Source organism: Corallincola luteus (genome assembly GCF_004336975.1).
Classification (GTDB): domain Bacteria; phylum Pseudomonadota; class Gammaproteobacteria; order Enterobacterales; family Neiellaceae; genus Corallincola; species Corallincola holothuriorum.
Genome location: NZ_SJXE01000001.1, coordinates 863,810 through 889,145, shown reverse-complemented (window position 1 = coordinate 889,145; position 25,336 = coordinate 863,810). Strand labels below are relative to the sequence as shown.

At 47.7% G+C, this 25,336-nt stretch carries 19 protein-coding genes; 5 read left to right on the top strand and 14 right to left on the bottom strand.

Features of this window, described 5'->3' with window-relative positions; all coding sequences use genetic code 11:
* Nucleotides 1–50: 50 nt before the first annotated feature.
* From EZV61_RS03910 to EZV61_RS03900, 3 genes are all read right to left on the bottom strand, one after another.
* Nucleotides 51–728: a hypothetical protein gene (locus EZV61_RS03910; RefSeq protein WP_131414395.1), complete on the bottom strand. Its 678-nt coding sequence runs from the start codon at nucleotides 726–728 to the stop codon at nucleotides 51–53.
* 197 nt (nucleotides 729–925) lie between these two features.
* Complete coding sequence (locus tag EZV61_RS03905) at nucleotides 926–3,091, bottom strand: M3 family metallopeptidase (protein WP_240695143.1); 2,166 nt, start codon at nucleotides 3,089–3,091, stop codon at nucleotides 926–928.
* Nucleotides 3,092–3,331: 240 nt separating this feature from the next.
* Entirely contained in the window at nucleotides 3,332–4,084 is a 753-nt protein-coding gene (locus EZV61_RS03900; RefSeq protein ID WP_131414394.1) for a hypothetical protein, read from the bottom strand.
* Between the two features lie 103 nt (nucleotides 4,085–4,187).
* Here EZV61_RS03900 and EZV61_RS03895 point away from each other — a divergent pair, with 103 nt between their 5' ends.
* Together EZV61_RS03895 and EZV61_RS03890 are read left to right on the top strand one after the other, a co-directional pair.
* Nucleotides 4,188–5,093, top strand: a complete 906-nt coding sequence (locus EZV61_RS03895; protein ID WP_131414393.1) for a LysR family transcriptional regulator — start codon at nucleotides 4,188–4,190, stop codon at nucleotides 5,091–5,093.
* Nucleotides 5,094–5,178: 85 nt separating this feature from the next.
* Entirely contained in the window at nucleotides 5,179–6,597 is a 1,419-nt protein-coding gene (locus tag EZV61_RS03890) for a hypothetical protein (RefSeq protein ID WP_131414392.1), read from the top strand.
* 94 nt (nucleotides 6,598–6,691) lie between these two features.
* Here the strand turns inward: EZV61_RS03890 and EZV61_RS03885 are convergent, their stop codons facing one another.
* From EZV61_RS03885 to EZV61_RS03870, 4 genes are all read right to left on the bottom strand, one after another.
* A complete protein-coding gene (locus EZV61_RS03885; RefSeq protein WP_131414391.1) occupies nucleotides 6,692–9,049 on the bottom strand; it encodes a CotH kinase family protein in 2,358 nt (785 codons plus the stop codon).
* Nucleotides 9,050–9,338: 289 nt separating this feature from the next.
* Nucleotides 9,339–9,707 (bottom strand): 2Fe-2S iron-sulfur cluster-binding protein, encoded by a 369-nt coding sequence (locus EZV61_RS03880; RefSeq protein WP_114338819.1) that lies wholly within the window; start codon nucleotides 9,705–9,707, stop codon nucleotides 9,339–9,341.
* Nucleotides 9,708–9,888: 181 nt separating this feature from the next.
* Nucleotides 9,889–11,364 (bottom strand): carbohydrate-binding module family 20 domain-containing protein, encoded by a 1,476-nt coding sequence (locus EZV61_RS03875; RefSeq protein ID WP_131414390.1) that lies wholly within the window; start codon nucleotides 11,362–11,364, stop codon nucleotides 9,889–9,891.
* Nucleotides 11,365–11,879: 515 nt separating this feature from the next.
* The gene (locus EZV61_RS03870; RefSeq protein WP_131414389.1) at nucleotides 11,880–12,557 is read right to left on the bottom strand and encodes a hypothetical protein; all 678 of its coding nucleotides are present in this window, start codon (nucleotides 12,555–12,557) and stop codon (nucleotides 11,880–11,882) included.
* Nucleotides 12,558–12,704: 147 nt separating this feature from the next.
* Between EZV61_RS03870 and EZV61_RS03865 the strand changes: the two genes are divergently transcribed.
* Nucleotides 12,705–13,205 carry a hypothetical protein gene (locus EZV61_RS03865; protein WP_131414388.1) on the top strand — a complete coding sequence of 167 codons (501 nt, stop codon included), beginning with the start codon at nucleotides 12,705–12,707 and terminating at the stop codon, nucleotides 13,203–13,205.
* Entirely contained in the window at nucleotides 13,198–13,896 is a 699-nt protein-coding gene (locus tag EZV61_RS03860) for a hypothetical protein (protein ID WP_131414387.1), read from the top strand. The genes EZV61_RS03865 and EZV61_RS03860 overlap by 8 nt, the downstream gene beginning before the upstream one ends.
* A gap of 143 nt (nucleotides 13,897–14,039) precedes the next feature.
* Here EZV61_RS03860 and EZV61_RS03855 read toward each other — a convergent pair whose 3' ends face one another.
* The 3 genes from EZV61_RS03855 to EZV61_RS03845 form a co-directional block, all read right to left on the bottom strand.
* Nucleotides 14,040–14,471, bottom strand: coding sequence for an META domain-containing protein (locus tag EZV61_RS03855; protein ID WP_131414386.1), 432 nt, complete (start codon nucleotides 14,469–14,471; stop codon nucleotides 14,040–14,042).
* A gap of 128 nt (nucleotides 14,472–14,599) precedes the next feature.
* A complete protein-coding gene (locus EZV61_RS03850) occupies nucleotides 14,600–17,167 on the bottom strand; it encodes a hypothetical protein (RefSeq protein ID WP_131414385.1) in 2,568 nt (855 codons plus the stop codon).
* 163 nt (nucleotides 17,168–17,330) lie between these two features.
* The gene (locus EZV61_RS03845; RefSeq protein ID WP_165569523.1) at nucleotides 17,331–18,254 is read right to left on the bottom strand and encodes an MBL fold metallo-hydrolase; all 924 of its coding nucleotides are present in this window, start codon (nucleotides 18,252–18,254) and stop codon (nucleotides 17,331–17,333) included.
* Nucleotides 18,255–18,377: 123 nt separating this feature from the next.
* On the opposite strand from EZV61_RS03845, the gene EZV61_RS03840 reads away from it, so the two are divergent.
* The gene (locus tag EZV61_RS03840) at nucleotides 18,378–19,283 is read left to right on the top strand and encodes a LysR family transcriptional regulator (protein ID WP_131414383.1); all 906 of its coding nucleotides are present in this window, start codon (nucleotides 18,378–18,380) and stop codon (nucleotides 19,281–19,283) included.
* A gap of 19 nt (nucleotides 19,284–19,302) precedes the next feature.
* Here EZV61_RS03840 and EZV61_RS03835 read toward each other — a convergent pair whose 3' ends face one another.
* The 4 genes from EZV61_RS03835 to EZV61_RS03820 form a co-directional block, all read right to left on the bottom strand.
* A complete protein-coding gene (locus EZV61_RS03835; protein ID WP_131414382.1) occupies nucleotides 19,303–20,019 on the bottom strand; it encodes a transposase in 717 nt (238 codons plus the stop codon).
* Between the two features lie 148 nt (nucleotides 20,020–20,167).
* Nucleotides 20,168–20,620, bottom strand: coding sequence for a hypothetical protein (locus tag EZV61_RS03830; RefSeq protein ID WP_131414381.1), 453 nt, complete (start codon nucleotides 20,618–20,620; stop codon nucleotides 20,168–20,170).
* Nucleotides 20,620–23,499, bottom strand: coding sequence for an RHS repeat-associated core domain-containing protein (locus EZV61_RS03825; RefSeq protein WP_131414380.1), 2,880 nt, complete (start codon nucleotides 23,497–23,499; stop codon nucleotides 20,620–20,622). Before EZV61_RS03825 ends, EZV61_RS03830 begins: the two co-directional genes overlap by 1 nt.
* 15 nt (nucleotides 23,500–23,514) lie before the next feature.
* A complete protein-coding gene (locus tag EZV61_RS03820) occupies nucleotides 23,515–24,954 on the bottom strand; it encodes an RHS repeat protein (protein WP_165569522.1) in 1,440 nt (479 codons plus the stop codon).
* Between the last annotated feature and the right edge of the window lie 382 nt (nucleotides 24,955–25,336).

The following is a 25,336-nucleotide window of genomic DNA, read 5'->3' as shown; positions in this document are numbered from 1 at the left end:
TACAAAAAAAGCCGATCACGGATCGGCTTAATCTGGATGTAAATGACGGATTAATGATATTTACGTGTACCGATCAAACCAACCATGGTGAACATCGCCAGTAGCAAAGACGGGGTCGCAGGCACAACAACAGACGGAACCTCATCAACAAAGCGAAAACCACCCTCTTCTGGTGGGGCTACCCACATATCCCCTGTTACTCCGTTACTATAATAGGAGTCTTGATAGACGGGAAAAGCATCCAGTCTACTACCATTGGCAATGGCGGCCGCCCATACTTCCTCATCACCAATCCCAACCCCCCAATAACAAGGTAATGAATCGTCCTCAAAACAAGGTATAGCATCATAAACACCCCATATTTCATATTGATTCCGACTCCAATGAACGCGATTTTCTGGGTTAGAAAGGGACACAAAGCTGATATCAAAATCTATGAACATCCACGCATAATACGCGCCTCCAACCAAACTCGAGCCACCAACACCACGGCTACGATCATAAACAAAAATATCACTTCCCATCTGTAACACGCCGGCTACCATCTGGGTCATCTCTATATCGTAATAAATACTACCGGTAATGGATCGGTTAGGCAGCGGATCGTGAAACTCGTCCACTCGATATTCAGTACCCCGAATGTCGAACTCGATCAATCTCGCCAAGCTTGCACTGGAGAAGAGCAGGCTGCTAAACAACACTAAAATAAACAAATAGCCCTTTTTCATACATCCTCCTTGAGACAAATTAACCACAACATAAGTAAGGTTAGTTGACACCTCTGCCCCAAGAACTCTGCTTTATCGCCTAAAATTAGAACAGTTAAGCTCACCGGTAATTCAAAATAACGACTTTATGAAATAGACACAAAAAAGCCGGTCAATGACCGGCTTCTAGATTGGCTTTGTTCAATAACGCTTAGGCGTTACAGCAAACCGCGACGCTCTAACAGCGCTGCTGTTTTAGGGGCTTCACCGCGGAACGCTTTGTAAGTTTCCATAGGATCGATGCTATTACCGACCGACAACACATGTTTGCGGAATTTATCACCACTGGCGCGGTTTAAACCACCGCTGCGCTGGGTATACGCAAACGCGTCAGCTGCCAGGATCTCACTCCACATATAGGCGTAATAGCTAGCGGAATAGCCGCCAGGGAACGCATGGGAGAAGTAACCTGAACGATAGCGTGGCAATACATAATCCAGCTTAACGCCATTCTTTGCCAACGCGTCCGCTTCAAACGCGGCGACATCTTCCACCTTGCTGTCAACGGCTAATGAATGCCACTCCATATCCAGCAAGGCCGCGGCCATGTACTCCATGGTGTCGTAACCCTGATTAAAGCTGCGTGACGCTAGCACTTTATCCAACAAGGCTTTTGGCATCGGCTCACCAGTTTTATAGTGACGGGCATAGTTCGCCAGTACCTCTGGATTTGCTGCCCAATCTTCCTGATAGGTGGATGGGAACTCAACAAAGTCACGGCTCACTGAGGTGCCAGACAAGCTTGGGTATTTCACATCAGAGAACATACCGTGCAAGCCATGGCCCAGTTCATGGAACATGGTGGTGGCATGATCATAACTCACCAACGTCGGCTGCCCCGCGGCCGCTTTATCAATGTTCATCACGTTAACAATGACCGGCTTTGCTTCGAGCAAACCGCTTTGTTTCACAAAGGCGCTCATCCAGGCACCGCCACGCTTACCTTCACGGGCAAAATAGTCACCGTAGAAGATAGCTAGGCTGCTACCGTCGGCATCAAAGACTTCATAGGCCAGCACATCTTCATGGTAAACAGGCAGATCTGGACGTGGCTTAAACGTCACCCCAAACAGCTTGTTCATGGTGAAGAACACGCCCTGTTCCAGTACGCTCTTAAATTCGAAGTAAGCTTTCACCTCTGATTCATCCAGCGCAAAACGCTCGGCACGCACCTGATTGGCGTAATACGCCCAATCCCACGGCTGCAGCTTAAATGTTTCGCCTTTAGCAACGATCATTTGTTGGATCGCTTCAGCTTCACGCTCAACATTGGCAGCAACTTTTGGCACCATCGAGCTGAACATGTCACGTACCGCCTGTGGCGTTTTAGCCATGGCAGGCGCTAAACGGTAATCCGCCCAGGTGTCAAAACCGAGCAATTTAGCCTTTTCAGCACGTAATGCGGTTAACTGCTGTACCAATGGATAAGTGGCATTCTCACCCGCGATACCGCGATTAACAGACGCCTGCCATACTCGGTCACGCAACGCACGATTATCCATATTGGTCAGGATCGGCTGGCGTGTCGTATTGGTAATGTAAATCAGGTACTTGCCGTCTAAACCTTTCTCATCAGCCGCCGCTTTGAGCATGGCGATTTGGCCTTCGCTCAACCCCGCCAGCTCGTCCACACTATCAACAACCACAGCGGTTTCATCACGCTGTGCCATCAGCATTTGGCGGAAGTTGTTAGTCAGGGTCGCTTCCTGTTCGTTCAGATCACGGATCTGCTGCTGTTGCGCATCGTTAAGCTGCGCCCCAGCCATCACGAAATCACGGTGATAAACTTCTAACAGACGTAACGATTCTGCATCTAAACCGAGGCTTTCTCGCTGTTGATACAGTGCGTCGACGCGCTTAAACAGCGCCTTATTGAGATAGATATCATCGCGATGGGCAGCCATCTTAGGCGCTAACTCACCTTGTATGGCACGAATGGTTTCGTTGCTGCTGGAGCCTGCCAAGTTATAAAACACTAGAGAAGCGCGATTGAGCAACGCACCGGTTTTTTCTAGTGCCACCAAGGTATTATCAAATGTGGCAGGCTCAGGGTTATTGGCTATGGCATCAACTTCTTGCAATTGCTCTGCCATACCTGCCACTAACGCTGGCTTAAAATGCTCGTTTTTTATCTGATCAAATTGTGGCGCTTGGTACTGCAGTGGGCTGATCGACATCAGCGGGTTAGATTCCACCACTCCGGCAACCTGTTCGGCTACTTCGACCGGCATATCTACACTTTGCGGCTGTTTCGGTTCTGACACGTCTGAGCATCCTGCTGCCACAGCAACGGCTGCAGCAAGGGTTAATAGTTTGGTTCTCACTGGAATATAGTCCTCTTAAAGGGTGTTGTATCCACCTCTATTGGCTAGCTATGCCTGTGTCTCTGCTGGACCTTAAGCACAGCGAATACAACTTGGTACCGCCATTCATGACTGAAAAATACAGGAGTGAAGGTGCGGCTTAACTTGTTGAGCATATCCCCGCGCCTTAGTTTCAAACCTGAACTCAGATCAAATGGAAGGCTAATAACATTAAGCGGCCTACTATAGACAACGCTACGCTTATTGAAAATCCCTTGTTTCCAGATACAGTTCTGCTTGCCAACGCCACCCCGGCAATCCGTTCTCGGCATCGCTGCGAGTCAATTTACCGCCTTTAGATAAACGATATAACGGCGCACTAGCGGCCTCATCGTCTTCACGTTGCACTTCCATAGGCGGCTCAGGCCGCAAAAGAGGGGCGCGACGACTGACCCAGATAATTTGATCAAAGCTTGGTCGTTGTCCGATACGGTGTACCAACAGGGCATGATCTCTATTTAACTCTACTTGGTAAAAGGACCCATTTTCTCCATCCTGTAACGCTGTCATCAGCAACCGACTTGCGACCTTAACTGTGACCTGTTTTTTAAACGGCTGGCCGCCGCGCTCAAAATGCCCAAGATATAGCGTGGCTTGAAATTGCAACAGCTCTCCTGCCTGTAGTTGGTTTAGCGAGAACGCCTCTGGAGCGAGAGTGACCAGTTGCTGACTATTCAGTGCATTAATAAAATCGGGCGGCAAACTCTCGATATCCACTGCCATAATGATCTGATGTGCGTGTTTGCTACCATGCAGCGGCAGATGAGAAGCATAAAAAACATCTGCCACTTTAACCAACACCATGCCGTGAATGCCTACCGAATGATCATGGCCAGCAGTCACAGATGCATGATTTACGCTACCCGCCATCGCAGAGCCACCCGCCAACAACCAGCAGATAAAAGCAACACAGCTCCCCGCCACTGCCGCGCGGCACAATTTACGCTTTCCCATCAGATATCCCCTCACCAATTCAAACACCCACACTAATAACCATGGCGAGATTAAGCTAAAATCGAGTCCAAATCGTTTCCAATAAAGAGTTTTTAACAACGATATGGAAATAGCAGATTTAGAGAAGTTTTTACTCATCGCCCAAACGAACAGTCTGCAGAAGGCCGCAATTACGCTTGATGTCACCCCGAGTGCTCTATCTAAAGCATTAAAGCGCTTGGAAGCATCACTACAGGTATCACTATTTGACCGCGTAGGAAAAAGCCTGCGGTTAAATCAACATGGTGAACAACTTCAACCCAAAGCCCGAGAGTTAGTTGAACTGGCACACCAAACCAAACGAGTACTAAACCACTCGTCGACGGCGCTAATATGCAGAATTGCGGCTCCAGCCATCCTTCAATATCGTTGGCTTAGCCCAATCAGTCGGTGTCTGCGTCAGCAACTTGCGGCCAGCACGCTGGAGGTCGACACACTGTTTGAACAACAGGCGTTACAACGCCTAAAACAGGGTGACGTGCACCTTGCTTTGGTTACAGGAACCCAGCTCAAATCACTGCCGGACCATATAATGAGCCAGCCTCTCGGCTCGTTAACCATGCAAACAGCGATCAGCCGCAACCATCCTCTGGCGCAAGCGCTGCAGGATCGCCGGTCGAACAAAGGGATATCACAGGCAGCCAATGCGGAAGAGGTTTTAAAATATCCCTTCGCGACACCACATATATCGCCTTTTTGTGGCGAAGAGCGTGGGCAAGGTTGTGATGGCTGGAACGACCCATTGCTACCGCGAAAAATTGGCTGGGTAGTCAATGACTACGCTGTACTGGGACAACTGGTGAGAAGTGGACAGGCGATTGCTTATCTGCCCGATTTTTTGCTTCGAGAGTGGCAACTGCAACAGGTTGAGATGACAACCTCCCCCGCTCCCGCCAAAGAGGAGATCTACCTGCTTTATCATCAACGTGCATCTGACTGGTTGCATCAGCTAATTAGCTCACTCGCATAATAAGAAAATTAGATAATTCACATTTAACTCCTGTATATTCCGTCAACAGGAGATATCTATTTTACTAATTCAAGGACGTTGATGTATGAAAATCTTGCGTATACTCCCCTTATCAGTTTCATTTTTAATTGCCGCATGTGGTGGAAGCGGAGGTAGTTCTTCAGGCGGAGGTCAGGCCACCAGCTTAACTGTCACCAGTACATATTTGAATGCATGTGGTGACGAAGTCCCAAACCCCAATAGCCAATTAGTACTGCACGATAAAAATGGCGGCGTAAATCAAATCGTTGATGCTGACGCAAATGGCCTAATGATAATTGAAACCAATGCCAGCCAAGTGACCTATTCTATTATCAAAGAAAAAATAGCCGCCTTGTCCGGAGATGTCATCTATATAGATACGTTTGAGCGGATACCGGTGCAAGACCAAAAAGTGACAACCTACCGAGAAGCCGCTGGCGGGTGCGAGTGCCAAAATCTAGGCGTTACCATTACAGTAAGCGCCGATGAACCAATACTCGCTGACGGACGCTTTAACAGCAATCCGATTAACCCCACTCGTTTAGATGATTACAGCTGGCAAACTAACCAAATGCTGTGCTTAGAAAGCTACAGCGAACCCACTACCATCACAGTTCAAGCGCCTTTGGCTGATGGAACAGGGCATCTCTACGGTAAGTTCTCTATAGTCTCAGATGCTGATGGTGATGCATCTGTTCATCTCACTCAAAGAGCAAGTACAACAAGATATTTAGGTGACGCCAGTCAAAGAGTAAATCTGTTTGATGATAAAGATTTTATTTACCATGATTCAGACTTTGACGGCAGTGCAACCTATTTGCCCAATACCTTAAGCAGCGATCAGATTTACTATCACTACTGTCAGCTAAATAGCTACTCTACAAATAACGATATTTCATGGCTAATCGCGCAAAACACCTCATTCTCTGAACCTCTAACTGAAGAACTTTGCTCTGCAAACCAGTATCAAAATGAAGAGGTCACCCTCACAGGGGCAGATGATGACGGTATTTATTACGCAAGAGAAATAAGTATCACTCCTGATATTGAGCATGCATTTTTCGAATACTTTTTAGATCATCCTCGGGTAAATAGTATTCAGTGGATGATGATTGGCCCCGCAGACAATACCGTTATCCCGTTGTACTCTCTAACACCAGAGATAGAGCAACTCACTGAAAGTATTGACAGTTTCAATGCTAGTCTCTATCTAGACGATTACGTTGGATATGATAATTTCAGCACCCTGGTGTCAGAAGTCATATTAATGGAAAAAATGTACGGGAAAAGTGTTCTGGAGAATACTGGCAACCCACTAAGAACCAGTATTTTAGTTTTGGACTTCCTCAATAGCGAAGAGATGCTTGGCTTCGGCACTCTCTCAGGCCAAGTAAAATTTTCCGCCAACTCACCTTTATTAATCTCTGATTCGATAAAGATAAAACAGAGTAAATCACTGATAGAATTAAACGAGATACGCTAATATTATTTAATTACCTTTAACATAAAAAAACACCGTCTTGATAGTACCAACAAGACGGTGTTTTTAGTAAACAACAGTAGTTAGTTACGCAGCACTATTCAATGCCATGCTTAGCTAACTCCTCACGCAGTGCGGCGACTTTTTGCTGCATAAACACTTTCATCGATACGTCGCCCGCATCACACAGTTCAGTCCCTGCATCCGCATCAATCGCACGACGGTCGTAGATCTGTTCGCAGCCTTGCGGGTGAGCAGCGTCGGTGGCCAATACTACCGCTTCGATCATTTCACGACGCTGTTTGAGCTTAGGCGCCAACTGGCTATCCCAATCCATCTGGGCATCAAGAATGCGCTTGATCTCCTGCAGAAGCCGACGCTGATAGACCGCTTCAGCAAACACAATATCCCACAAAATAGGTGTCACACCTGACATCCGCTCGCTGTGCCAATCTCTTTCACCTGTGCCAGGGAGCGCATAACTACCTGCCACATTCTGAAACGCTTCGACATTACTTCCCCACGCCACAGGATGATTGTCACGGAAGTTGAAATCATAGTCGTAGGTCAAGTACGTCCACTTTTCGGTCAGAGGGTTGAGGTAGAGATAGTAGTTATTGGCAACGCGGACATAATGATCCACCGCACCGATAACGATATCAGCCGCCTGCGCACGCACAAAACCATCAATATCAAACTCTTCAGCTAAACGAGAAACACTGGGGCGTCCCTGTACAAAAGTCATGAAGTTCTGCAAATCGACTCTGGCATCAGCAATCGACTTCTTCTTGCTCTTCATATCATAAGTGGGGCGATAAGGGGCGAACTGCGACGCCATGCCACCTTGATCGTTAATATCGCTATTCACGTAGTCAGGATTTAGGTAATTGGCCGTGCCTAACCAATCTTCTCTGTCATCAGGGTCTGACTTCTCCACACCAATTAAACAGAAATTACTATTGATGTAGCCGGAACCATCCTCATAAGGTACACAGTTCGGGTTCGCCGCATCCGCGGTGCTGAGATCACCACCGCCCACTTTGAACAGGTAACCATTCTCGCCGAAGTAGCGTTTTAGATAGGGCTTGTCGATAGGCTCATCCATCATAAACACGCCCATGTTATATACCTGAGGTAATGGCCGGTCATACAGGGTTTCACCCTGCTCACCCGTGATCACTAACTCAACACTGGCATGGGCCATACGTCCGGTCGGTACACCTGCGCTATTAAGCACGTCATGCGCTAACATTTCGCGCTGATAGCCTGGATCGTCTTTATTAAATTTAAAATAGAGTTTCTCGACGCCGTTGAATTCTCGGCCGTCATTCGCGGTTACTTCAGGCACATCGCGACCAACACGATTATTACAATGCCCATTGTTCACAGCGGCAGGTTGACCGTCATCGTCAATACAGGCATACACGCTTTCGTCGTCATCAAACTCTTCGTCAAACTTCAATGAAAAATGGAACCGGCGAGGCTTCGCCGTCCAGCTGTCATCGTCCTGCTGATACCACTCTTCAGGCCACTGGCGACTGGTGTTTCCGCGCATCTTGAATGCCACGTGATCTAACTGTTCGATCACATCGCCGTTATCATCAAGATACTCCAGGCTGACTTCACGATAGACTTCGCTGTGGGTCCACAAATTCCACAAACTCCAGCCATGGGCATCGCGATTGGTATAACGTGCTCGCTCGGTGTCCAGTACGAATGCCAGCCACTCTTGGGCTGTCATCGTAATGCGGAAGCGATGCAGGCGGTCTGTTGCAAAAACAGAGGCAGAATCATCCTGCTCACAACGGACAGCAATATCAACGATATTGTCACCGTCAATCACTCCCTCGCCATTTTCAATCTCACACTCTTGTCGGGCAGGATCTCGCTCAACATCAATCTCATAGTTCTGGAAATCAACCATAGCGCTCTGGAACATAAAGCGGCCATTGTGGTTGACGTCTAAAAACTCTTCGCCATTCAACGATAGCTGTACGCTAGTGTTGTCATCTAAACCAGAAATCGTTCCCGTTAAGGTTCTTTCATTCGGCGCTAGGGGGACCGCTTCGCAGCTAACAACAATATTTTCGATGTTAGCTTCCGCAATAACACCGCTGCCGTTCTCAACAATACAAGCCGTACGAGATGGCAGTTCACTCAAACTGATCGCATAGTTATCACCGACTTGAAAGCGATCTGGGAAGCGAAAAGTACCCGACAGGTCATTGGCATTACCGACGAGTACCGGCTCTGACAAACCGCCATTCAATGAAACAGTAAGCAGCCCAAAATCCGGCAACCCGGTGGCCGTGCCTGAAACAGTAAATGAGTCTGGAACGGGTGGTTCGGGATCGTCACCACCACCGCTACTGCCGCCGCAACCAGACATAAGCAATGCCAGTGGGGTAAGCAACAAACCCGCGCTCCCCATTTTGAATCTATTCCTGTTGAACATCAGACACTCCTGAAAATAGCCACCAAACGCAAACCGTTCACCATGTTAGTTTGTTGATCTCATCGCGAGATGATGACCATCAAATATACCGATGCTTGCGCCGCTTACAGCACTCTACTCGAAGGTGGAAAATATGGGAGGAAGGAACCGTCGAATGCTTGATCTCAAGAGTGTAGTTTTAGTGTCATATGAATGAATATTTGCGCTTGCTCACACTGTGATCGCCAAGGAAGAAGAAGTCGCCTATCAGCGACTTCTGGATTAAACAACCTGCGTATTGTCTATCTAATTACGCTCCACCAGGCTCACCGGTAAATTCAACCAACAAATCTTCATCGGTGACGATAGTCTGACAGGCAAGACGGTAGGTTGGGGGGACATCATGGACTGACGCGCGCTCAGCTTCATGGGGTGGCAATTTACCCACAGATTTAAGCACGGAACGCTCTTTGTCCGTCAGCATCACCGCCTTCACGCGATCACCATCAAGATGCGTCACCTTCACCAAACACGATCCACACTCGCCATCACGGCATTCACAGGGGATCTTAATACCGTTCTCTTCTGCCAAACCTAGTAGGGCATTACGTTTACCAGCAACCGCAGTCACCTTTTTGTTCTTACGCATGGTCGGAGACGAAAAATAGACTGTCGCCATAGTGCACTTCCTTCTTCAGTGGTTCATTAAACACTGAACAGTTGCAAGGCGTGTTCCGCAGGTAAGTTACTGAATAAAAAGAAAACGTATTGTATGCGAAGAGACGAATGGAGAAATTTTGTTCGATTTGGGACAATAATAACAAAGCCCTCGGAGGTCACGCTCCGAGGGCTAAAGTAAACTAGAAGCTGCCTTGGGTGGCAACTGAACCACTAGCTGGCGTAGTCAATGTGTTATTGCTACCCCCCTGCCATTCAACAGCGCCAAGGTCACGCTTAATACACTTCCATTCGATGGCTTGATTGGACTCGAAACCGGCTAATGAAGCACGCCACGTTGGATAGTCTGTTGGCTCCAGCTTGAATGCCTGACTCGGATCCCAGTTACCAAGTTCAGCCACATTACCTACGGCATACACATTTTGGCCCATCTGGGTATGGCCGTTCGCGCAACTAAATTCAACCGTCACAGGCTCTGGCGTTGGGTCAACATCGTTGTCACAGGCTTCCACGTCCACACCGACCGCATACCAAGCTGCACAGGTCGTGTTCACGCCTTTCTCACCATACAAGAGTTCGGCTTGCTGTACGCTAAACGCTGCATAAGCGGGCATATCCATAAAGGTATTTGAGTCGAAGTTAACCCATGACTGATAAGCGATATGGGCGCCCGTCAGATTATCGCCAAAGCCGTCCACCTGATATGTGTTACCTAGCTCATTGGTACCCGAGCCGCCTTCAGAAAGCAGATAGTACCAATGACCGATCAGAGAGCCGACGGCATAGACGCAGTTTTGGTTATCTAGCCAAGATTGGCCGCGATAAGTCGTTACCACAGGCGCACTCAAATCACGCAGTCGTGAACCTTCTGTACCGCAGGTATACGGCACTCCACCAGCAAAGTTGTTTTCACCTACACGATAGCTGGCATCTTCAAGATAGTGGCGCTTTACAGCCGTACCAAAAAGGTCGGTAAAACCTTCGTAGAAACCCACCTCTCTGCCCGCAGCCAGATAGATTGAAGAATCCACGATATGAGTCACTTCGTGCGCGACGATGTCCAACGTGACACGGTGAGGCTGGTCACCGTTGCTGTTAGATGGCTTACCAAAGCAAATATTGTTAGAACGGGTGGATGCTTCACCGTATTGGTTACAACTTGAAGAGATATTACCGCGGATGACGAAATTAGGATCGGCTTCAATCACACCATCCCTACCCATCAACTTATAGAAGTCTAAGGTTTTTTCCAGACTCCAGTGCAAGTCCAACAATACGGCGGGATAAGTGGTATCAACACGCTGTTCACTGTAATCAACATAGATATTGTCATTCCAAACATTCGTTTGGTTACCATCATAAACAACCGAGCCATTACCTATGGTGCCGTAAGAGCCTCGACCACCACCAAAGCGTGATTCAAAAAGATAACCATCTTTAGTCACCCCTTGCAACAGATAACGAACATCGCCGCTCTCGGTGTGCTCAACCTTGACACTAAATTCTTGCAACCCGTGCTGTTGGGTATAGCCATACCCTTGTTCGTAAGTAGTCGCACTGACAATGGGAGATAAAAAGAGTACTGACGTGATGAACGCCAGCAAAGATTTCGACACCAAGGCACCGACACCAAATGAATAACCGCTTAACAAATTCATTCCGATTCCTAACAAAAAATGAAAAACAAAAAACACCGAACGCCGAATACACCTGAAACACAGCGATAAAGAACAGAGGCATGCCTTAGCCTGCAATGCCCAACTCCAATAAAGCCAAGGTGATTCGCGTCACAATTTAATAACATTTAATGATTTCGATCACAAAACAATGTTCACAAAAAAAATCTAACAACATCAACATAATGAATAGCTAATAAATGAACTAACGATAGGCTGGAGCGAAGTTAGCGACATAATTAATCTAAATCGCGACAACAAGCCGCCCCAATAGGACGGCGAAGTAAATTCACCGGCAATATAGCATCGTTCATTTATCAGCCAAGAAGCATGGCTAGGATCGATGTGGATCAGTCAGACACTGCCTACGTGCAGCCCCAGAGTGAAAGGAAAATCTATTTTATGGGGAAAACAAATGGGGACTTTATGCAATTAGAGACAAAAAAGCGCGCCAGACTGACGCGCTCATAAATCACCAATGAATCAAAAGCTATTTATTACACAGACTTTCGCAAGGAAATATATCCCAGCGCTAGCAGAGCAAAAAGTGGTAGCACAGACCCCACAGGCACCCGCTTAGCAACCAGATCGGGCAACTCATCAATTATCCGCCAGCCATCCCGCCAAGGAGAAGCCAACGACAACCAACCATGGGCACCATCAGCATAATCGCTTATTGCCGTCACATAGTTACTTTCAAGTATGCCATCTTGATCATAGGCGTTTTGCCACACATCTTGGTCATCCACTCCATTCGTAAAGCACTCGGTAAACGGCCCCTCCACACATGGTCGATAGGGATCACCGATGGGCACCTCGTAACGAATGTATTCAAGCTGTAACTGATCACTCGCATTCCAGTAGTTCACCATCAAGACATCAAATTCAATGAACATGCCGAAATCAAAGAAACGAGCATCGTGAAGGTGGGTCGTTCCCATTCCGGATGCGGCGTCAAAGACAAATAGCGTATCAGCCACCGCCGCTCTTCCAGCGACAATCACCGCTTGATCTATATCCCAATATAAGTTGCCGACAACAGCACGATCATAGGCACCACTGCCACCGTCGTAAGCCTCACTACCACTGAAATCAAACTCGACATAAGCAGCAACGGCACAAGTGGAAGGCAACCATGCACAAGCCGCCATTAGAGCAATCAATAGATGTTTCATTACCTCCTCCTTGGTTATCCCTTTCGGCAATTTAAGATTAGTTCAGGGAAGGGAATAACCCACACATTTAGAGTGGTTATTTTGCGTGCCGGATCTATGCTTAAGACGGTGCTGTAATCTTCAATACTCGTTAAAGGAAGGCAGGCGATGGCTCCCCCTCGTCAGCTGTTTAATGTCGTACAGCTTGGTTTAAGCATTGCCATACTGGTGCTAGGTAGCGCTGTATATATGTTCGTACGTCCAGCCATTGGTTTGCCCTACCTGCCCGACTACTTCCCCGAACTGCAACCTCTAGTACAACCTTTCGTCAAATTTAGTTTGGTACTGCCCGCATTCGTTCATCCGTTGGGGTTTTCATTACTTAGCCTTAGCGTGGTCAACCCCAGCCGGAAAAACTTACTGATTGTTTGCTCATTCTGGGGCGGAGCTAACCTACTGTTCGAATTGGCACAGCTACCCATCTTCGCGAGTTACATTCAACAGCGCATGGAACAAGCCATCGAGATAGAGGATCACGCAACGATGTTAAGTTGCATTTTGTACAGCGGCACCTTTGACCTCCGTGATGTTGTCGCCATCCTAGCGGGTGCTGGGACGGCGTTTTTAATTGCATTGGCTACAACCTCGAGGAAAACCACTCATGGATAACCAAACGCCGAAATGGACAATTATTCGCCCACTGATACTCGCCTTCATCGCGATCTTTGGCATTGCAGCGATCCTGGCAAGTAAAAGCGAAGACTGCACTGATATAGGAGAATCCTGCACCGCAGAAACAAACTGCTGCCAAGCAGGTAATTGTGAAAACGATAGATGTTGCCGAGGAAACAACGCAGCCCTCGACAGCGATGCGCCAGCATCCGATTGCTGCAGTGGTCAAATACGTACCGGCCCTTATGGCCCCTATTGCTGTGCCACTGACGGTATGACAGCTTCAAGCCAAGACCGCTGCTGTGAAGGATTATATTGGAACAACAGGACTGGGCTTTGCTCCTCGTCGCCCTGCGAGCCTGGCTGCACTTGGGATCCAGGTCCAGCTTCACATGGCAGTGGCGAATGCGACTGCCCCGGTGGCGGGGGCTCCGATGATCCAGCGATTGCACCTTGCACAGAGTGTGCACCGTGCGCAGGAGGCCGTGCGGAAGAACATTACTCCATGCGCGTATATAACGAAGAAAATGACTTTTGCTGCACTACCGCACCGCCATTCTGGGCTCCAGATGACGAGACAGCCGAAGCATGCGCCCGACGCATCTGTGCCTGCGAAGACAGTCCGATCACCTTTCATTGTGAAGTAGAAAGGATTGCCCACGGCGATGGATGCCCACGGCCTGAATAGCCATTCGCACAGTGTAAGTTGGAAAAGGATACGGAAGCAGTAGTAACCAACTGCTTCCTCACATACTTCATGGGGGCGATATAAGTCGGTACCAACGTCTTTGCCCCCACAACACCGGAACAACGAACAATCAGACGTCTGTATTAATTCATCGCCTTAGCGGTAATAACGATGTCGCTGTCACCGGATATCAGTAACAGAGTATCCCCGGCCAACTCGAATTGATTGACCAACCCCATATTGGCGAAGAAATGCTTCTCTTGGGCATTTTGCGCCTTCTTACATCTCATCGCTGTCACCATGAACTGGCCAAAGCGCAGCGCATCATTTTCCACAAAGTAGGCACCAGAAAATTGGTTACAGCCACCGGTACCAGCAATCGTTTCATCGGGAGCAAAGCGAAATGTGATGGGAGTATTAGTCACCAAATCCGTCCCTTCCATCGAAGTGACAATCCATTCACCGACCAAAGAGTAACGAGGGGTTAGCTGGTCTGGTGGCGCACACCCCGCTAACAACCAAACAAGGGCTGCAACCAACAAACAGGCGACCGCGCGCTTTCTATTAACCAACATTATCGACTCCCAAAAATCGCTTGATAAGGCTCACTGAATAGTAACCGATCTGCTTAAATTCGCCGCCCCTACCGCCATCTTATTTTACCCAAGAGTGGCTTCGTACTGCCCTCTAATATCTACGGCCATTATTGAATAGGCCGACGTTTCATCACCTGCTTGTTCGCCAGCAGTAATACAATCAATAAGCAGGTTACATAGGGTAACGTGGTGATCAACGCCGCAGCAGCAAAATCCCCCCACAAATAATTACAGGGATAAAGATACTGCTGTAGACCAACCGCCTGTGTCATTAAATCCACGTCTTGTAAAATAACGCTAGCTAATGGAGCCTCAAAACCACAAATGAGAAAGCTAGCAAAAAAGATCAGCGCAACAGAGCTACGATGACGAAGCCATGCAGAATGAACAGCTATATCATCTTCACCGTCGGTTTCATTACCAGGCAAACGGCCAATACCACACCAATACGCGACAGCCACAAATAGCAATGCGTGCGGCAGATAAGCAAGCACCAAGCCGAAGTGAGTATTAACACCCAACCAACTCACAGCGTCGCTTATCCATTCGAGAAATCTATAACTGCCAATCATCAACGCCGAGGTAGGGATTAAAAAAGCGAACAAGATCCCAGCTAATGCCCGTTGACGAGTGCGATCTGTAAGACGGGACAAGCCATATGCACCAACCACGGCAATAGGGGTGATCAGCAATGCCGACAAACCACCGACCTTAAAGCCATTCCACAGCCACTGCATCAGCGGAAACGGCGGCGGTGTAACACGTCCATCAGCCTCAAGAAAGCCCACGCCAAAAGCTAGCCACCAGTGTTGAAGTGAATACACCTCATCCCAAACAGCATTGACGGCGAAGTTGGCCTCCCTGAATGATAGATACCAAACCAGCAACAGCGGAGAAAGCACCAGCGCGGCCAGAGGAAGCATCCACAACATATTGCCGCTGGCGCGCCAAGTTGATGAGGAAAGTAAGTGTGATGTAGTGACGTCAGCGGAGCGCTCCGGTTGATGCTCAGTCGCGCCAACACCATCACGCTGCTTTTGCTGTTCAATCCATATAGCCAAACGTTGGCAAAACCAATATAGCGGCCAGGCCAACAGCAAAAGCAAACCACAACTCAGTGCTGCCGATAGACCGCCATCGGAATAACCTTCAAACTTAAGTCGGTAGGCCATGGAGCTCAATGTATCTGTTGTACCCGCAGGCACCGAGCTACCGATGATATCAGGGCCTCCATAGGTCAATAGCTGAACTAATGACTGGCTACAGCAAAATATGAGCGCTGCTCCAACCGTCAGCAGCATCAATCGCGGCTTAAGATAATTCAGCAAACCGCTACTGATGCGACCAACAGCGATATCCTGTTGCAAAGACAGTGGCGCAACCTGAATCAGCCAACGAACAACGATGAGCCACCACGGATACACAGCAACAACACCGACAATGCACAACATTATTTTCGCCAAAATAGGCGTGGTAAACCATTCCGGCCTACCCCCAAAAAATGCGTCGAGTAACAGATTCAACTCACCAAAATTTTGATTAAACAATCCTTTACTGATCAACGCCGCCTGTGGAAAAGACCACAATGCAGGCATCATTAACAGCACAAACAACCACCGCCGTCCTTTGAGCCGCTGGTTGCTCAACTTAATCGCCAAACTCCCGGCCAATAACAATGCGCCAGCAACAACAATCAACACAAAGGCGACATTCCACAACGCGACTTGCCCCAACGGTATCCCCTTGTCGCTGAGCAATCGCCAATAGTTGTCCATTCCTACATTAACAACGAACCCAGGGGCAACCGCATCGCCATCATCATTGGCAACAAAAGCGCCTTCACCATCCAGATAACGAAACTCGCCAGTTTGCCAATCACCCGCAAGATACTTTTTCGTTTCTTGATCCAAGAAAATCTTACGATCTGGCAAGCTCTGTGAGCGGGAAAATTCTGGCGGCTCATTGAGCTCAACATACTTCGGTAATTGATAGGAAAACTTACGCAACCCCTGCATGACCAAAACCCGCTGCTGCGGATCATCTGAACGGATAAATGTGATTTTTTGTAGATGGACGCGCCGGTAAACAATCTCCCGAATGCTCGCTTTATCAGCGACAGGTAGCTCATCAATAAGCGTTAGGCGCTGCGGTTCATCGATGTAATCAAACGCATCATTAGCTAACTTATTTGCTCGGATGGATTGGCGGGTCTGGATGATCAGAGGCTGACTTTGATAGTGCCGAACAGGCGTTGTAGAGGAGGTTAATACTAACCGGAAAGCCTCACCATCCGGATACAAAGCAGAGGTATAGCTGTCATTTGGCGAAACAATGAAGGTCTGGGCTAAAAGGTAACTTTTGGCCTTTTCGTAGGTCAAAAGGTGGGCACCAGAAGAGTTACTAAACGACGTTGCGATCGTATGTCCAAGGGGCAGCAGCACACACCATATTCCCACCGCCAGCGCAGGATAAAGCAGCCGCCAAGACCTGTTTTTATCTAGCCCAAACACCCAGAGCGTCAGCAAAGCAAAGCCGACAATCACCGCCGTTACCCACCACAAGCCTTGATGCAAAGCCCCCGACGCTACCCATACCGATGCCACAGCACTTAAAGCTATATACGCGAACCGGAACATACGCCCAAGGTGCATTCCGTTGATGCCAGCAACCTGCATGAAAACTCCTTACGACCGCGCTGCTTTCGGCTTACTTATGACGTTTGGGTGACGTCTATAGAACATACAACGCTAAATTAACTCTCAATGAAAGTACATTAAAACAAGAAGTTAATTGATTTGGATCGACAAGGAATGGAAGAACTAATCGAGGGTGATTCCGTTAATCATCAGTTTTTGCAGTCTGTATAACAAGGTGCTGCTCGATACCGAACGGCAAATAGCCTGACTCTGAATAATCAGGAAATAGCGTCATCATTTTGGTCTGTACGGCACCTTGGTTACCGCCGGTTCTGATCGCAAACTTAAACACATCTATGTATTGGCTAACCTCGCGTAAAAGAGAAAGCGGTGCAGGCTTACCATGGCCAGGGTAGATAATGACGCCAGTGCTTTGATAACGCTTGGTGATAACCGCAAGGAGGGTCTGCCAGTTTTCGAGACTTTGCGCGTCAACCCCCTCACCCAGCCACAAATGGACTTTGTTAGAAGCCAAATCGCCCATAAACAAACCGTACAAATCTTCGCTATAAAGCATGGCGTAGTGCACGGTTTCCGTAGGCAGGTTGCCGCGATCAATACGCAGCGTCTTTCCCGAATCAAATGCGAGCTGACTTTCGCTAGTCACTTTAATTAGCCTCTCATAATCAAACCCTCTGGGCGCCTTTTCACTTTTGGGGATCATGCTTATATGCATCCATCCTCGCTCAGTCATCCAATTAGCCCAGCCAATCAGCTCCTGTTTAATGCCCTCTGAGGCCACAACAATGTCAGCGTTAGGAAACGCTCGGTTAAGCACTGCTAGGCCGGTAAAATGATCAGGGTGCCCATGGCTAATAAAAATCTGTTTGAGCGGCAGTTGCTGCTGATCAATCAGTGTTTTCAGCTGTAGTGCATCGTCCACCGAATCGAGTGCGTCGAGTAGTATCAGTTCCTTTCCATCAGAAAACAGGTATGCATTCACGGTGGATCGCTTGCCGTAAAACAGATTCAGCTCCAAGCCATTTTGTTTAATGGTTTCTGTAGGGGTCGCACAGACAAAGGGGGCGAATAGTAGTGAAGCAACGAGCAAAAATCGGTAGGTCATCTCCGTTGTCCTTATCATCATTAAGTTCACGATTAAGCTTAATTTCAATGTTTGTGATAAAAAACAACGTAAAAGAAACTTATTGTACTGAAAATAGAGCCAATTAGAGCTTGGATTATCCCCATGAATCTTACCTACCTAATGAGCTACTACCGCGTTGTCCGTCATGGCGGCTTCTCTGCTGCCGCCGCAGTGATGGATGTTTCAAAGGGGTTACTTAGTCGGCATGTGAAAGCATTAGAATCGGAACTGAAAACAAGCCTGTTACACACAACCACCCGCAGTATTTGTCCTACCGAGGCAGGTAAGCAGCTATTTACGAAAGCGGAGCAGATATTAATCCTCTCTGAAAATGCGGAAAGAGAGGTACAGGAAGTCGTTAACAGTGATAAAGGCACACTACGCTTTACTGCACCATTAACACTTGGCGATGTGATCATCGAGCAGATCCTTCCTGCTTTTCGTCAAACCTGCCCCGATGTGGAGCTCGAGCTAAATTTCTCTAATCAGATCACTGACTTCAAAGAGGGGCATAATGACATTGCCCTCAGAGCCGTTACACGTAGCCCTGATGATCTAGTGGCACGCCACGTCGGCACGCTTAAAAACATCTTAGTTGCCAGCCCGCAATACTTGGCAAAAAATGGGGTGCCTCACTCACACCAAGATTTGATAGAACACCAATGCATTCTCAACAGTCATCAGCGCGACTGGAATACATGGCGGCTATTTAAAGAAGGCACCGAATACAGTGTCAACGCCACTGGCAATCATTCATTTAGCGCCTATACGACAGCGATGTTAATCGCTGAGCAGCACCAGGGGATCGCTAACATCCCTGCATATCACGCCACTGACAAGTTAGCGAACGGCGACCTTGTCGAGGTACTGCCAGGTTACGACGCATTTGCGCACAACTTGCTTATCATGCACCAGATGCACCGTGTCCTTCCTTTGAAGATAAGGTGCTTCAAAACCCTATTGCTTGAGTGGAGCCAGCAGAGCCCCTGGGTCGTGAGAGATCGATAGGAGATCGATAGGGTCAGAGTCATTGATTTCCGGAAAGCCCTTTAAAGCCGACAGACTTTCGATCTCCACCTCGGCCAAGCGGACTTGTCCTGCGCCCCGTCTGCTTGGCGATCTGTTCTTTGAAGCGCCCTTCTCCCAACACCCAAGCCTTATTGGTCGCATCGCGGATCTCTTTCAACGTATAGTCAGGAATATGATGCCTAAACAGGGCTTGATAAGCCGCTTTACGCAATAAAGGCGTCGCGCCGAGCGCAATATAGCAAGGGTGTGGAGTCAATAAAGCGATCGCTTTGTCCAACGCATTCCCCTGATAACTCGACCACGGATATTCCGCCGGATGCGCAACCATGTCAGCCCTTACCGGATTAAGTTCTATATAACGACTGACCAACAGAAAATAACGTTCACAATCCACCAGCGCCGATTTATATCGACCTTCCCATAACGTGCCACTCCTTTGGTAGGTTTGATTAATGTAACGAACATAGAACCGCCCCAAAGATTGCATTAACTGACTCACCCCCTTTTCTGTTGCAGGTGTCATCAGCAAATGCACATGGTTCGTCATCAACACATACGCATGCACACTGACAGCGTACTGCTTGGCGTACTGCCTGAGCCTATCCAAATACACGGCGTAATCTTGCTCCGCAAAGAAGCAGGCCTGTCGATTATTACCACGTTGAATAACGTGTTGAGGAATACCGGGAAGATTTAAACGAGGGAGCCTAGCCATCACGTCAGTCCTTTGACATAAAACCTTAAAGCTAGCCCTGTCCGGCAAAAAATCAACTTCGCTGATAGCGAAAAATACACAATAAAAAAGCCGCCAAAATGGCGACTTCTAATAACAATCAATCAAAATAAGATAAAACCAAGATCAATCACTCTGACCGCTTTGATTGTAATTGCTCCAGCCTTTTTTCTAAAATATCATCACAAAAATTATTATTTATTGAAAATGTTACATTAATTTTTTCATCATAAATTAGGAATCCTCCATTTCCTTTGTTCACCTGTAAGTCACTCCAAGGCAATAGTACTTGAGGAATGAAAAACCGCCAAAATATCGGAGGAGAAAGAAGAACCCCAGACTCAAGGCCATTCACATAAAACAAGTCGAAGGAGAAAAAATTATCAACTTTCTTAAACAAAGGCTTTTCCACTCCAAGCCAAGATGAAAAAAAATCAGCCTCAGATAGCTTACCAGTAGGAACCATATTAGTTTTTCTTTCTGAACATATCTTAGACCACAAGCCAACATGGCCCCGTCGCCAGAATAGAACACTGACAATAAGTACTATTGCTATAGGAAAAAAAACCATCAATTGTGCCATTAGAATAATTCACTAAACCAATTCGAAATATCATTAATCGCATCTGGTATTACAGTGTTTTCATAAATAGGAAGCCCGTATCCGTGAGTTATAGAGCCTTGATATTTTGACCCCTTCCCTATATCAACGCCAATACCAATCTCATAGAACATTTTGGAAACATCTGTTTCAGTACCAAAATCATAACCATATTCGCCCATAGTTAAGCAGGAGTCTATGCCAGGCGACGTAATAGACAGATTGAATACTCCTTTTGACAATGACAAAGAGGTACCTTTGTCGAGTAGATCGTCTACGGTTGTAAATGGCATACCGTGGACTATTCGGGCAAACGCTCCATGTCCAGGCGTAGAAAATCCATATTCTGGCGTAGTCAAGACCATAAATTTTCCAGTATGATCAATAGCTAAAGTTATGCTGCCAGACAAGGTGGTACCATTTTTCACTATGCTACCACCATAACTTTGGCCCCATACAAGCAACCCCAACGGATCAACAAACCCTGTCGGATTGCCCCCAACATACCCATAAGTATTCAACCCACCATTCAGGCCAATGGGATCAGACTGAATGTAGCGCCCGGTTTCAGGGTCGTAATCCCGGAAGTAGTTATAGTGCAGCCCACTTTCATAGTCATAATACTGGCCCGGGAAACGCAGGTAGAAATAGACCCGATTACCATCGCCATCAGGATCCGTATCAGGGCTGCCAAGACCAAAGGCATCACTTTCCCACTTCCAAACAATGGCTTGATTTTCATCACTCAGGAAACGTGGCGTATTCAGGTGGTCACTATGGACATCATAAATTTTTACGTACTGTTGCTCGCCATACCAGTTATATCCGGTGACAACGACCGCTACAGGCTTGTTATATAACCAAACATAAGCGCGCTCTCTTTTTAAACGGTCGGTGTGATCGTAATACATGCGCTCACTTATCAACTGACCATTTAGATCGTACGTAAACGCTACCTCAGTGGTATATGTGCTATGGTCAATTCGTTTATATACACGCTGACCTAACGCATTATAAAAATAGTGGCCTTCAAATATTCCCTCTTTAGTGGTTTTTATTCTTCGTCCTTGCAGGTCATATGCGTGAGTTTGCTCATCGTTTTTGTGAGCTAAGTGATTGCCAATCTCATCCAGCAACTCTGTACTGCCATGAAAAGACAACAACTGGTTGGTCGAATCTGCGTACTGGCTAGTTTTCGTCTCTACCTTAGGCCAGCCGCCACTATTCCACTCTCGCCGCCATTTGGTGCGGTTGCCGTTTGCGTCATATTCATACTCACGAACACTTAGGATGGCATCCCTATCTTCACGCGTCAGACGATCCAACTTGTCGTAATCAAATCCTTTGACATCCGCTCCAACATCAATAGTGAGCAAGTTTCCATTGCCATCATAGGTATAGCCGTAATCGAAAATCCCTGAAGTCGAAAGTCGAGTAATATTTCCGTCTAAATCCAATACTTGTTCGTAAGTCAGGCCCGTCGCGGTTTGATATCCAGAGACACCACCAAATGGGTGATATTTCACATCAGATAGCAGTGCTTGAAATTCGCCATTCAACGCTGTTAAGTCAAGGTCAATACCGGAAATACGACTGCTTTCATCAAACCTCGCGTTAACAACCATGCCATTTGGATAGGTGATCCCAACGGTTTGCCCCAAGTCGTCAACGTCGTACTGAACAGTTGATTCAAGCGTAACACCTGGCAAGTTGAGCGTGCTTTTCTGTTCACTGATCATGCCATTTGCATGATAGTGATAATCAATCACCGCACTTTGATTACTAGTACGGGTTAATTTGCCCGTCGCATCGGGTTGGTCATCATATCGATAACCAATGTTTTCCTGCGGGTTTGCCGGATATTGGACGGCGGTTAATCGATTCAGTTCATCATAGGTATAAACCGCTTGAACACCGCGGCCATCTTGTTGAAAAACAACGTTACCAGCTTCATCTGATTCATACAGCGTAACCCCAGTATCTGCGCTATTCCTTTCAATTAGCTGATTCAACCCATTGTAAAAGTAGGTGGTGGTCGCACCATTCGGGGCAACGACTTTGGTCAGGTTATTGTGGGCATCATAAGCCAGTTCGGTTATTCCACCTTCCGCATCAGTGAGCTCAACAAGCCTGTTTAGCGCGTCGTGGTGATTACGGGTGTTGTTGGTATTACCGTCAGTTGCGATCGTCACGTTGCCATTTGGATCGTACGCGGCGTGGTGGCTGGATGCAGCATTAATCAGCGCTATCTGGCGCCCCAGCTCATCATAAGCATAGGCACGCTGTTGATGTAGTTGACCCTGGGGCGAGCGAATACTTTGTGACAAAACATTGCCCATTACATCGTGGGTATAGACAATCGACCCCTGAGTGCTGTGGATCACCTCTTTCAGGCGTTTAGCCAAGTCATAGTGATAGTCAATCCAAACACCCGTTGGTAACTCCACCTTTTCCAATTGGCCTATCTGGTCATAAGTATAACGGGTGGAGTGACCAAAACGGGTAACACTCTCTAACCAACCTTGCGGCGTATATGTCAGTTCAGTTGCATGACCATTTTCATCCCTTAATGAACGCGGTTGACCACGTTCGTTAAAGTCGACAAATTCAGTGCGATGACCTGCAGCATTGGTGATGCCGATAAGGTTACCATCCCCATCATAGTCATACCGGGTAACATCATTGACGTCGGTGCGGGGGCCATCAACCGTTTCCAATTGCCCATTTGGGTAGTAGGTGTAACCAACATTGCTTTGTAACGCGGCGTTTGCCATGGATGAAATAGCTAAACTGCCCGATAGCGCTAGCAGTGAAGCCACACGTGTCATCATCAGTTTGGTTTTGTTTCGTTTGTTCATCATTCTGCTTCCTTGCCCTTATCGCTGAGACACACGCGTAGCGATGCGCTGCCCTTGGTCGTTATAGTCATATTCAGTAATGCTGGTGGCGGTGGTGATACGCGTTGGCCACGGATATTGCGGGTGCCACTCGGTGGTGGTGATACGTTGCGCTGGCGTGCCTTCCGCTTCAGTCTGCTGCGTCACTAAGCCACGGGCGTTATAGGCAAAGCGAGTAATGTTGCCCTGCCAATCGGTTTGGGTGTGAATAGCCCCGTTGGGGTAGTAGGTATATTCCCGGTTCGCCCCGGCACAGTTGTTGGATGGCACACCTTCAACCCGTTCCAGACGTTTCACGCCATTTTGTTCCAGGTAGTGGTAAATGGTGTCTTTTCCCAGCGGGTTAGTCACCGTGGTCTGGTTGTCGCCAAACACAAATTTGAAATGGTCATCATCGCCATGGCGGCTTTCAATGGCGCGGCCTTCGTCATCATACGCCCAGGTCACGTAACGTAAGCCCCGTTCATCGGTGATACCGGTCAGCGCTTGGCTAAAGCGTGGATCTTCGTAATGATACTGACGGCTACGGCCATCTTTGTGAGTGGCGCTGATTAAGCGGCTTTGTTCATCGTAACCATAGGTAACAAAGTCATTGCTGGTCTCAGCACGTTCTAAACGACCCGCTTCGTCGTAAAAGAGGTGCATCCACTGATTGCCAGTAGTGACTTGATACAGGCGGCTTTCATCGTCGTAAGCGAACTCAATCCGCCGGCCCTGGCTTTCCCGAGCGGTGAGTTTGCCGCTGGCATCGTAAAGTTCCTGTATGCCAGGGCTGGGTTTGTAAAGCCAGCCTACTGGCTGGAACGGTTCAACACGGCGACCATCATATTGTGCGCTGAGGTAACTGCCGCTCGGCTCTTGCGTGAAAATGTCAGTATCTAACCCTACCCGCCTAAACAGTTTATTACCGCTAAAGGTGAGCGAAGGTAAATCGAGGAAGGTCCACTCGCCACGCAATACCTCTGATGCAGCAGGCATTAAAGAAGTCTGGATGGCTTGCTGAGATGTACCTCGATAACCATCCGGTTGGACGTGTCGGATCGCGCCAGCTTCTTTGGTTGTATCGCTTTGTGGTAAAACCACCGCTAGATTCTGGTCTGGGTGACGGGTGCCATAGCGACGCGTTAACGCAAAATCGGCCCCCAATTGCAAATCGGTTGGCTCCCACTGTACCTTGCGACCATCGGCTATCAAGATAGGATTAGCCGCACCGCATTGGTCCGGCTTTACCGCGTCATCGCCATAACATCCCGCAGCAAGATCTAAATAAGGCTTATCCGAGGGGCAGTAGGCTGTGCAGCTAACCCCTTCTTTAGAAAAAGGCGAATAACATGCTTTCTCTTTAGCACACCATTCAACTCCCTCTGCGTCTTTATATAGGTATATATGTTCAGGGAAATCTGCCGGAGGGCATTTCACAGTGTTGTATAAAATGGTTAAGTACCTGTAATGAGGGTAACACCCATCTGCACCGCACCGTAGCTTGTTACAATCTAGACTCAATCGTGACCCTGAGTCCCCTCTTAGAGCATGAGACACATATGAGTAGCTCCTCCCATAAACTTTGCAAGCCTCTCCAGCCATCAAGTATTTATCATAGAAATACTCATTAAAACCACGCCCAACATTGGCACGGGAAACACCAATTTCGCTGACTGACTTAAGATCCTCAAGATCAAGCTCAACCGAATGGCCAGAGAAGCTAAGAGTCATTAGTACTAGCAGCAGCCTTAACCTTACGAAGGGTATATTTAATACAATAGATTCGTTTCTTAATTTCATTCTTTTGAATTACCTATAT

Bases quoted from the DNA above. Each gene is read 5' to 3' on its own strand.
- EZV61_RS03910 (WP_131414395.1), bottom strand. From the start codon at position 728: ATGAAAAAGGGCTATTTGTTTATTTTAGTGTTGTTTAGCAGCCTGCTC.
- EZV61_RS03900 (WP_131414394.1), bottom strand. From the start codon at position 4,084: ATGGGAAAGCGTAAATTGTGCCGCGCGGCAGTGGCGGGGAGCTGTGTT.
- EZV61_RS03895 (WP_131414393.1), top strand. From the start codon at position 4,188: ATGGAAATAGCAGATTTAGAGAAGTTTTTACTCATCGCCCAAACGAAC.
- EZV61_RS03890 (WP_131414392.1), top strand. From the start codon at position 5,179: ATGAAAATCTTGCGTATACTCCCCTTATCAGTTTCATTTTTAATTGCC.
- EZV61_RS03885 (WP_131414391.1), bottom strand. From the start codon at position 9,049: ATGTTCAACAGGAATAGATTCAAAATGGGGAGCGCGGGTTTGTTGCTT.
- EZV61_RS03880 (WP_114338819.1), bottom strand. From the start codon at position 9,707: ATGGCGACAGTCTATTTTTCGTCTCCGACCATGCGTAAGAACAAAAAG.
- EZV61_RS03875 (WP_131414390.1), bottom strand. From the start codon at position 11,364: ATGAATTTGTTAAGCGGTTATTCATTTGGTGTCGGTGCCTTGGTGTCG.
- EZV61_RS03870 (WP_131414389.1), bottom strand. From the start codon at position 12,557: ATGAAACATCTATTGATTGCTCTAATGGCGGCTTGTGCATGGTTGCCT.
- EZV61_RS03865 (WP_131414388.1), top strand. From the start codon at position 12,705: ATGGCTCCCCCTCGTCAGCTGTTTAATGTCGTACAGCTTGGTTTAAGC.
- EZV61_RS03860 (WP_131414387.1), top strand. From the start codon at position 13,198: ATGGATAACCAAACGCCGAAATGGACAATTATTCGCCCACTGATACTC.
- EZV61_RS03855 (WP_131414386.1), bottom strand. From the start codon at position 14,471: ATGTTGGTTAATAGAAAGCGCGCGGTCGCCTGTTTGTTGGTTGCAGCC.
- EZV61_RS03850 (WP_131414385.1), bottom strand. From the start codon at position 17,167: ATGCAGGTTGCTGGCATCAACGGAATGCACCTTGGGCGTATGTTCCGG.
- EZV61_RS03845 (WP_165569523.1), bottom strand. From the start codon at position 18,254: ATGACCTACCGATTTTTGCTCGTTGCTTCACTACTATTCGCCCCCTTT.
- EZV61_RS03840 (WP_131414383.1), top strand. From the start codon at position 18,378: ATGAATCTTACCTACCTAATGAGCTACTACCGCGTTGTCCGTCATGGC.
- EZV61_RS03835 (WP_131414382.1), bottom strand. From the start codon at position 20,019: ATGGCTAGGCTCCCTCGTTTAAATCTTCCCGGTATTCCTCAACACGTT.
- EZV61_RS03830 (WP_131414381.1), bottom strand. From the start codon at position 20,620: ATGGCACAATTGATGGTTTTTTTTCCTATAGCAATAGTACTTATTGTC.
- EZV61_RS03825 (WP_131414380.1), bottom strand. From the start codon at position 23,499: ATGATGAACAAACGAAACAAAACCAAACTGATGATGACACGTGTGGCT.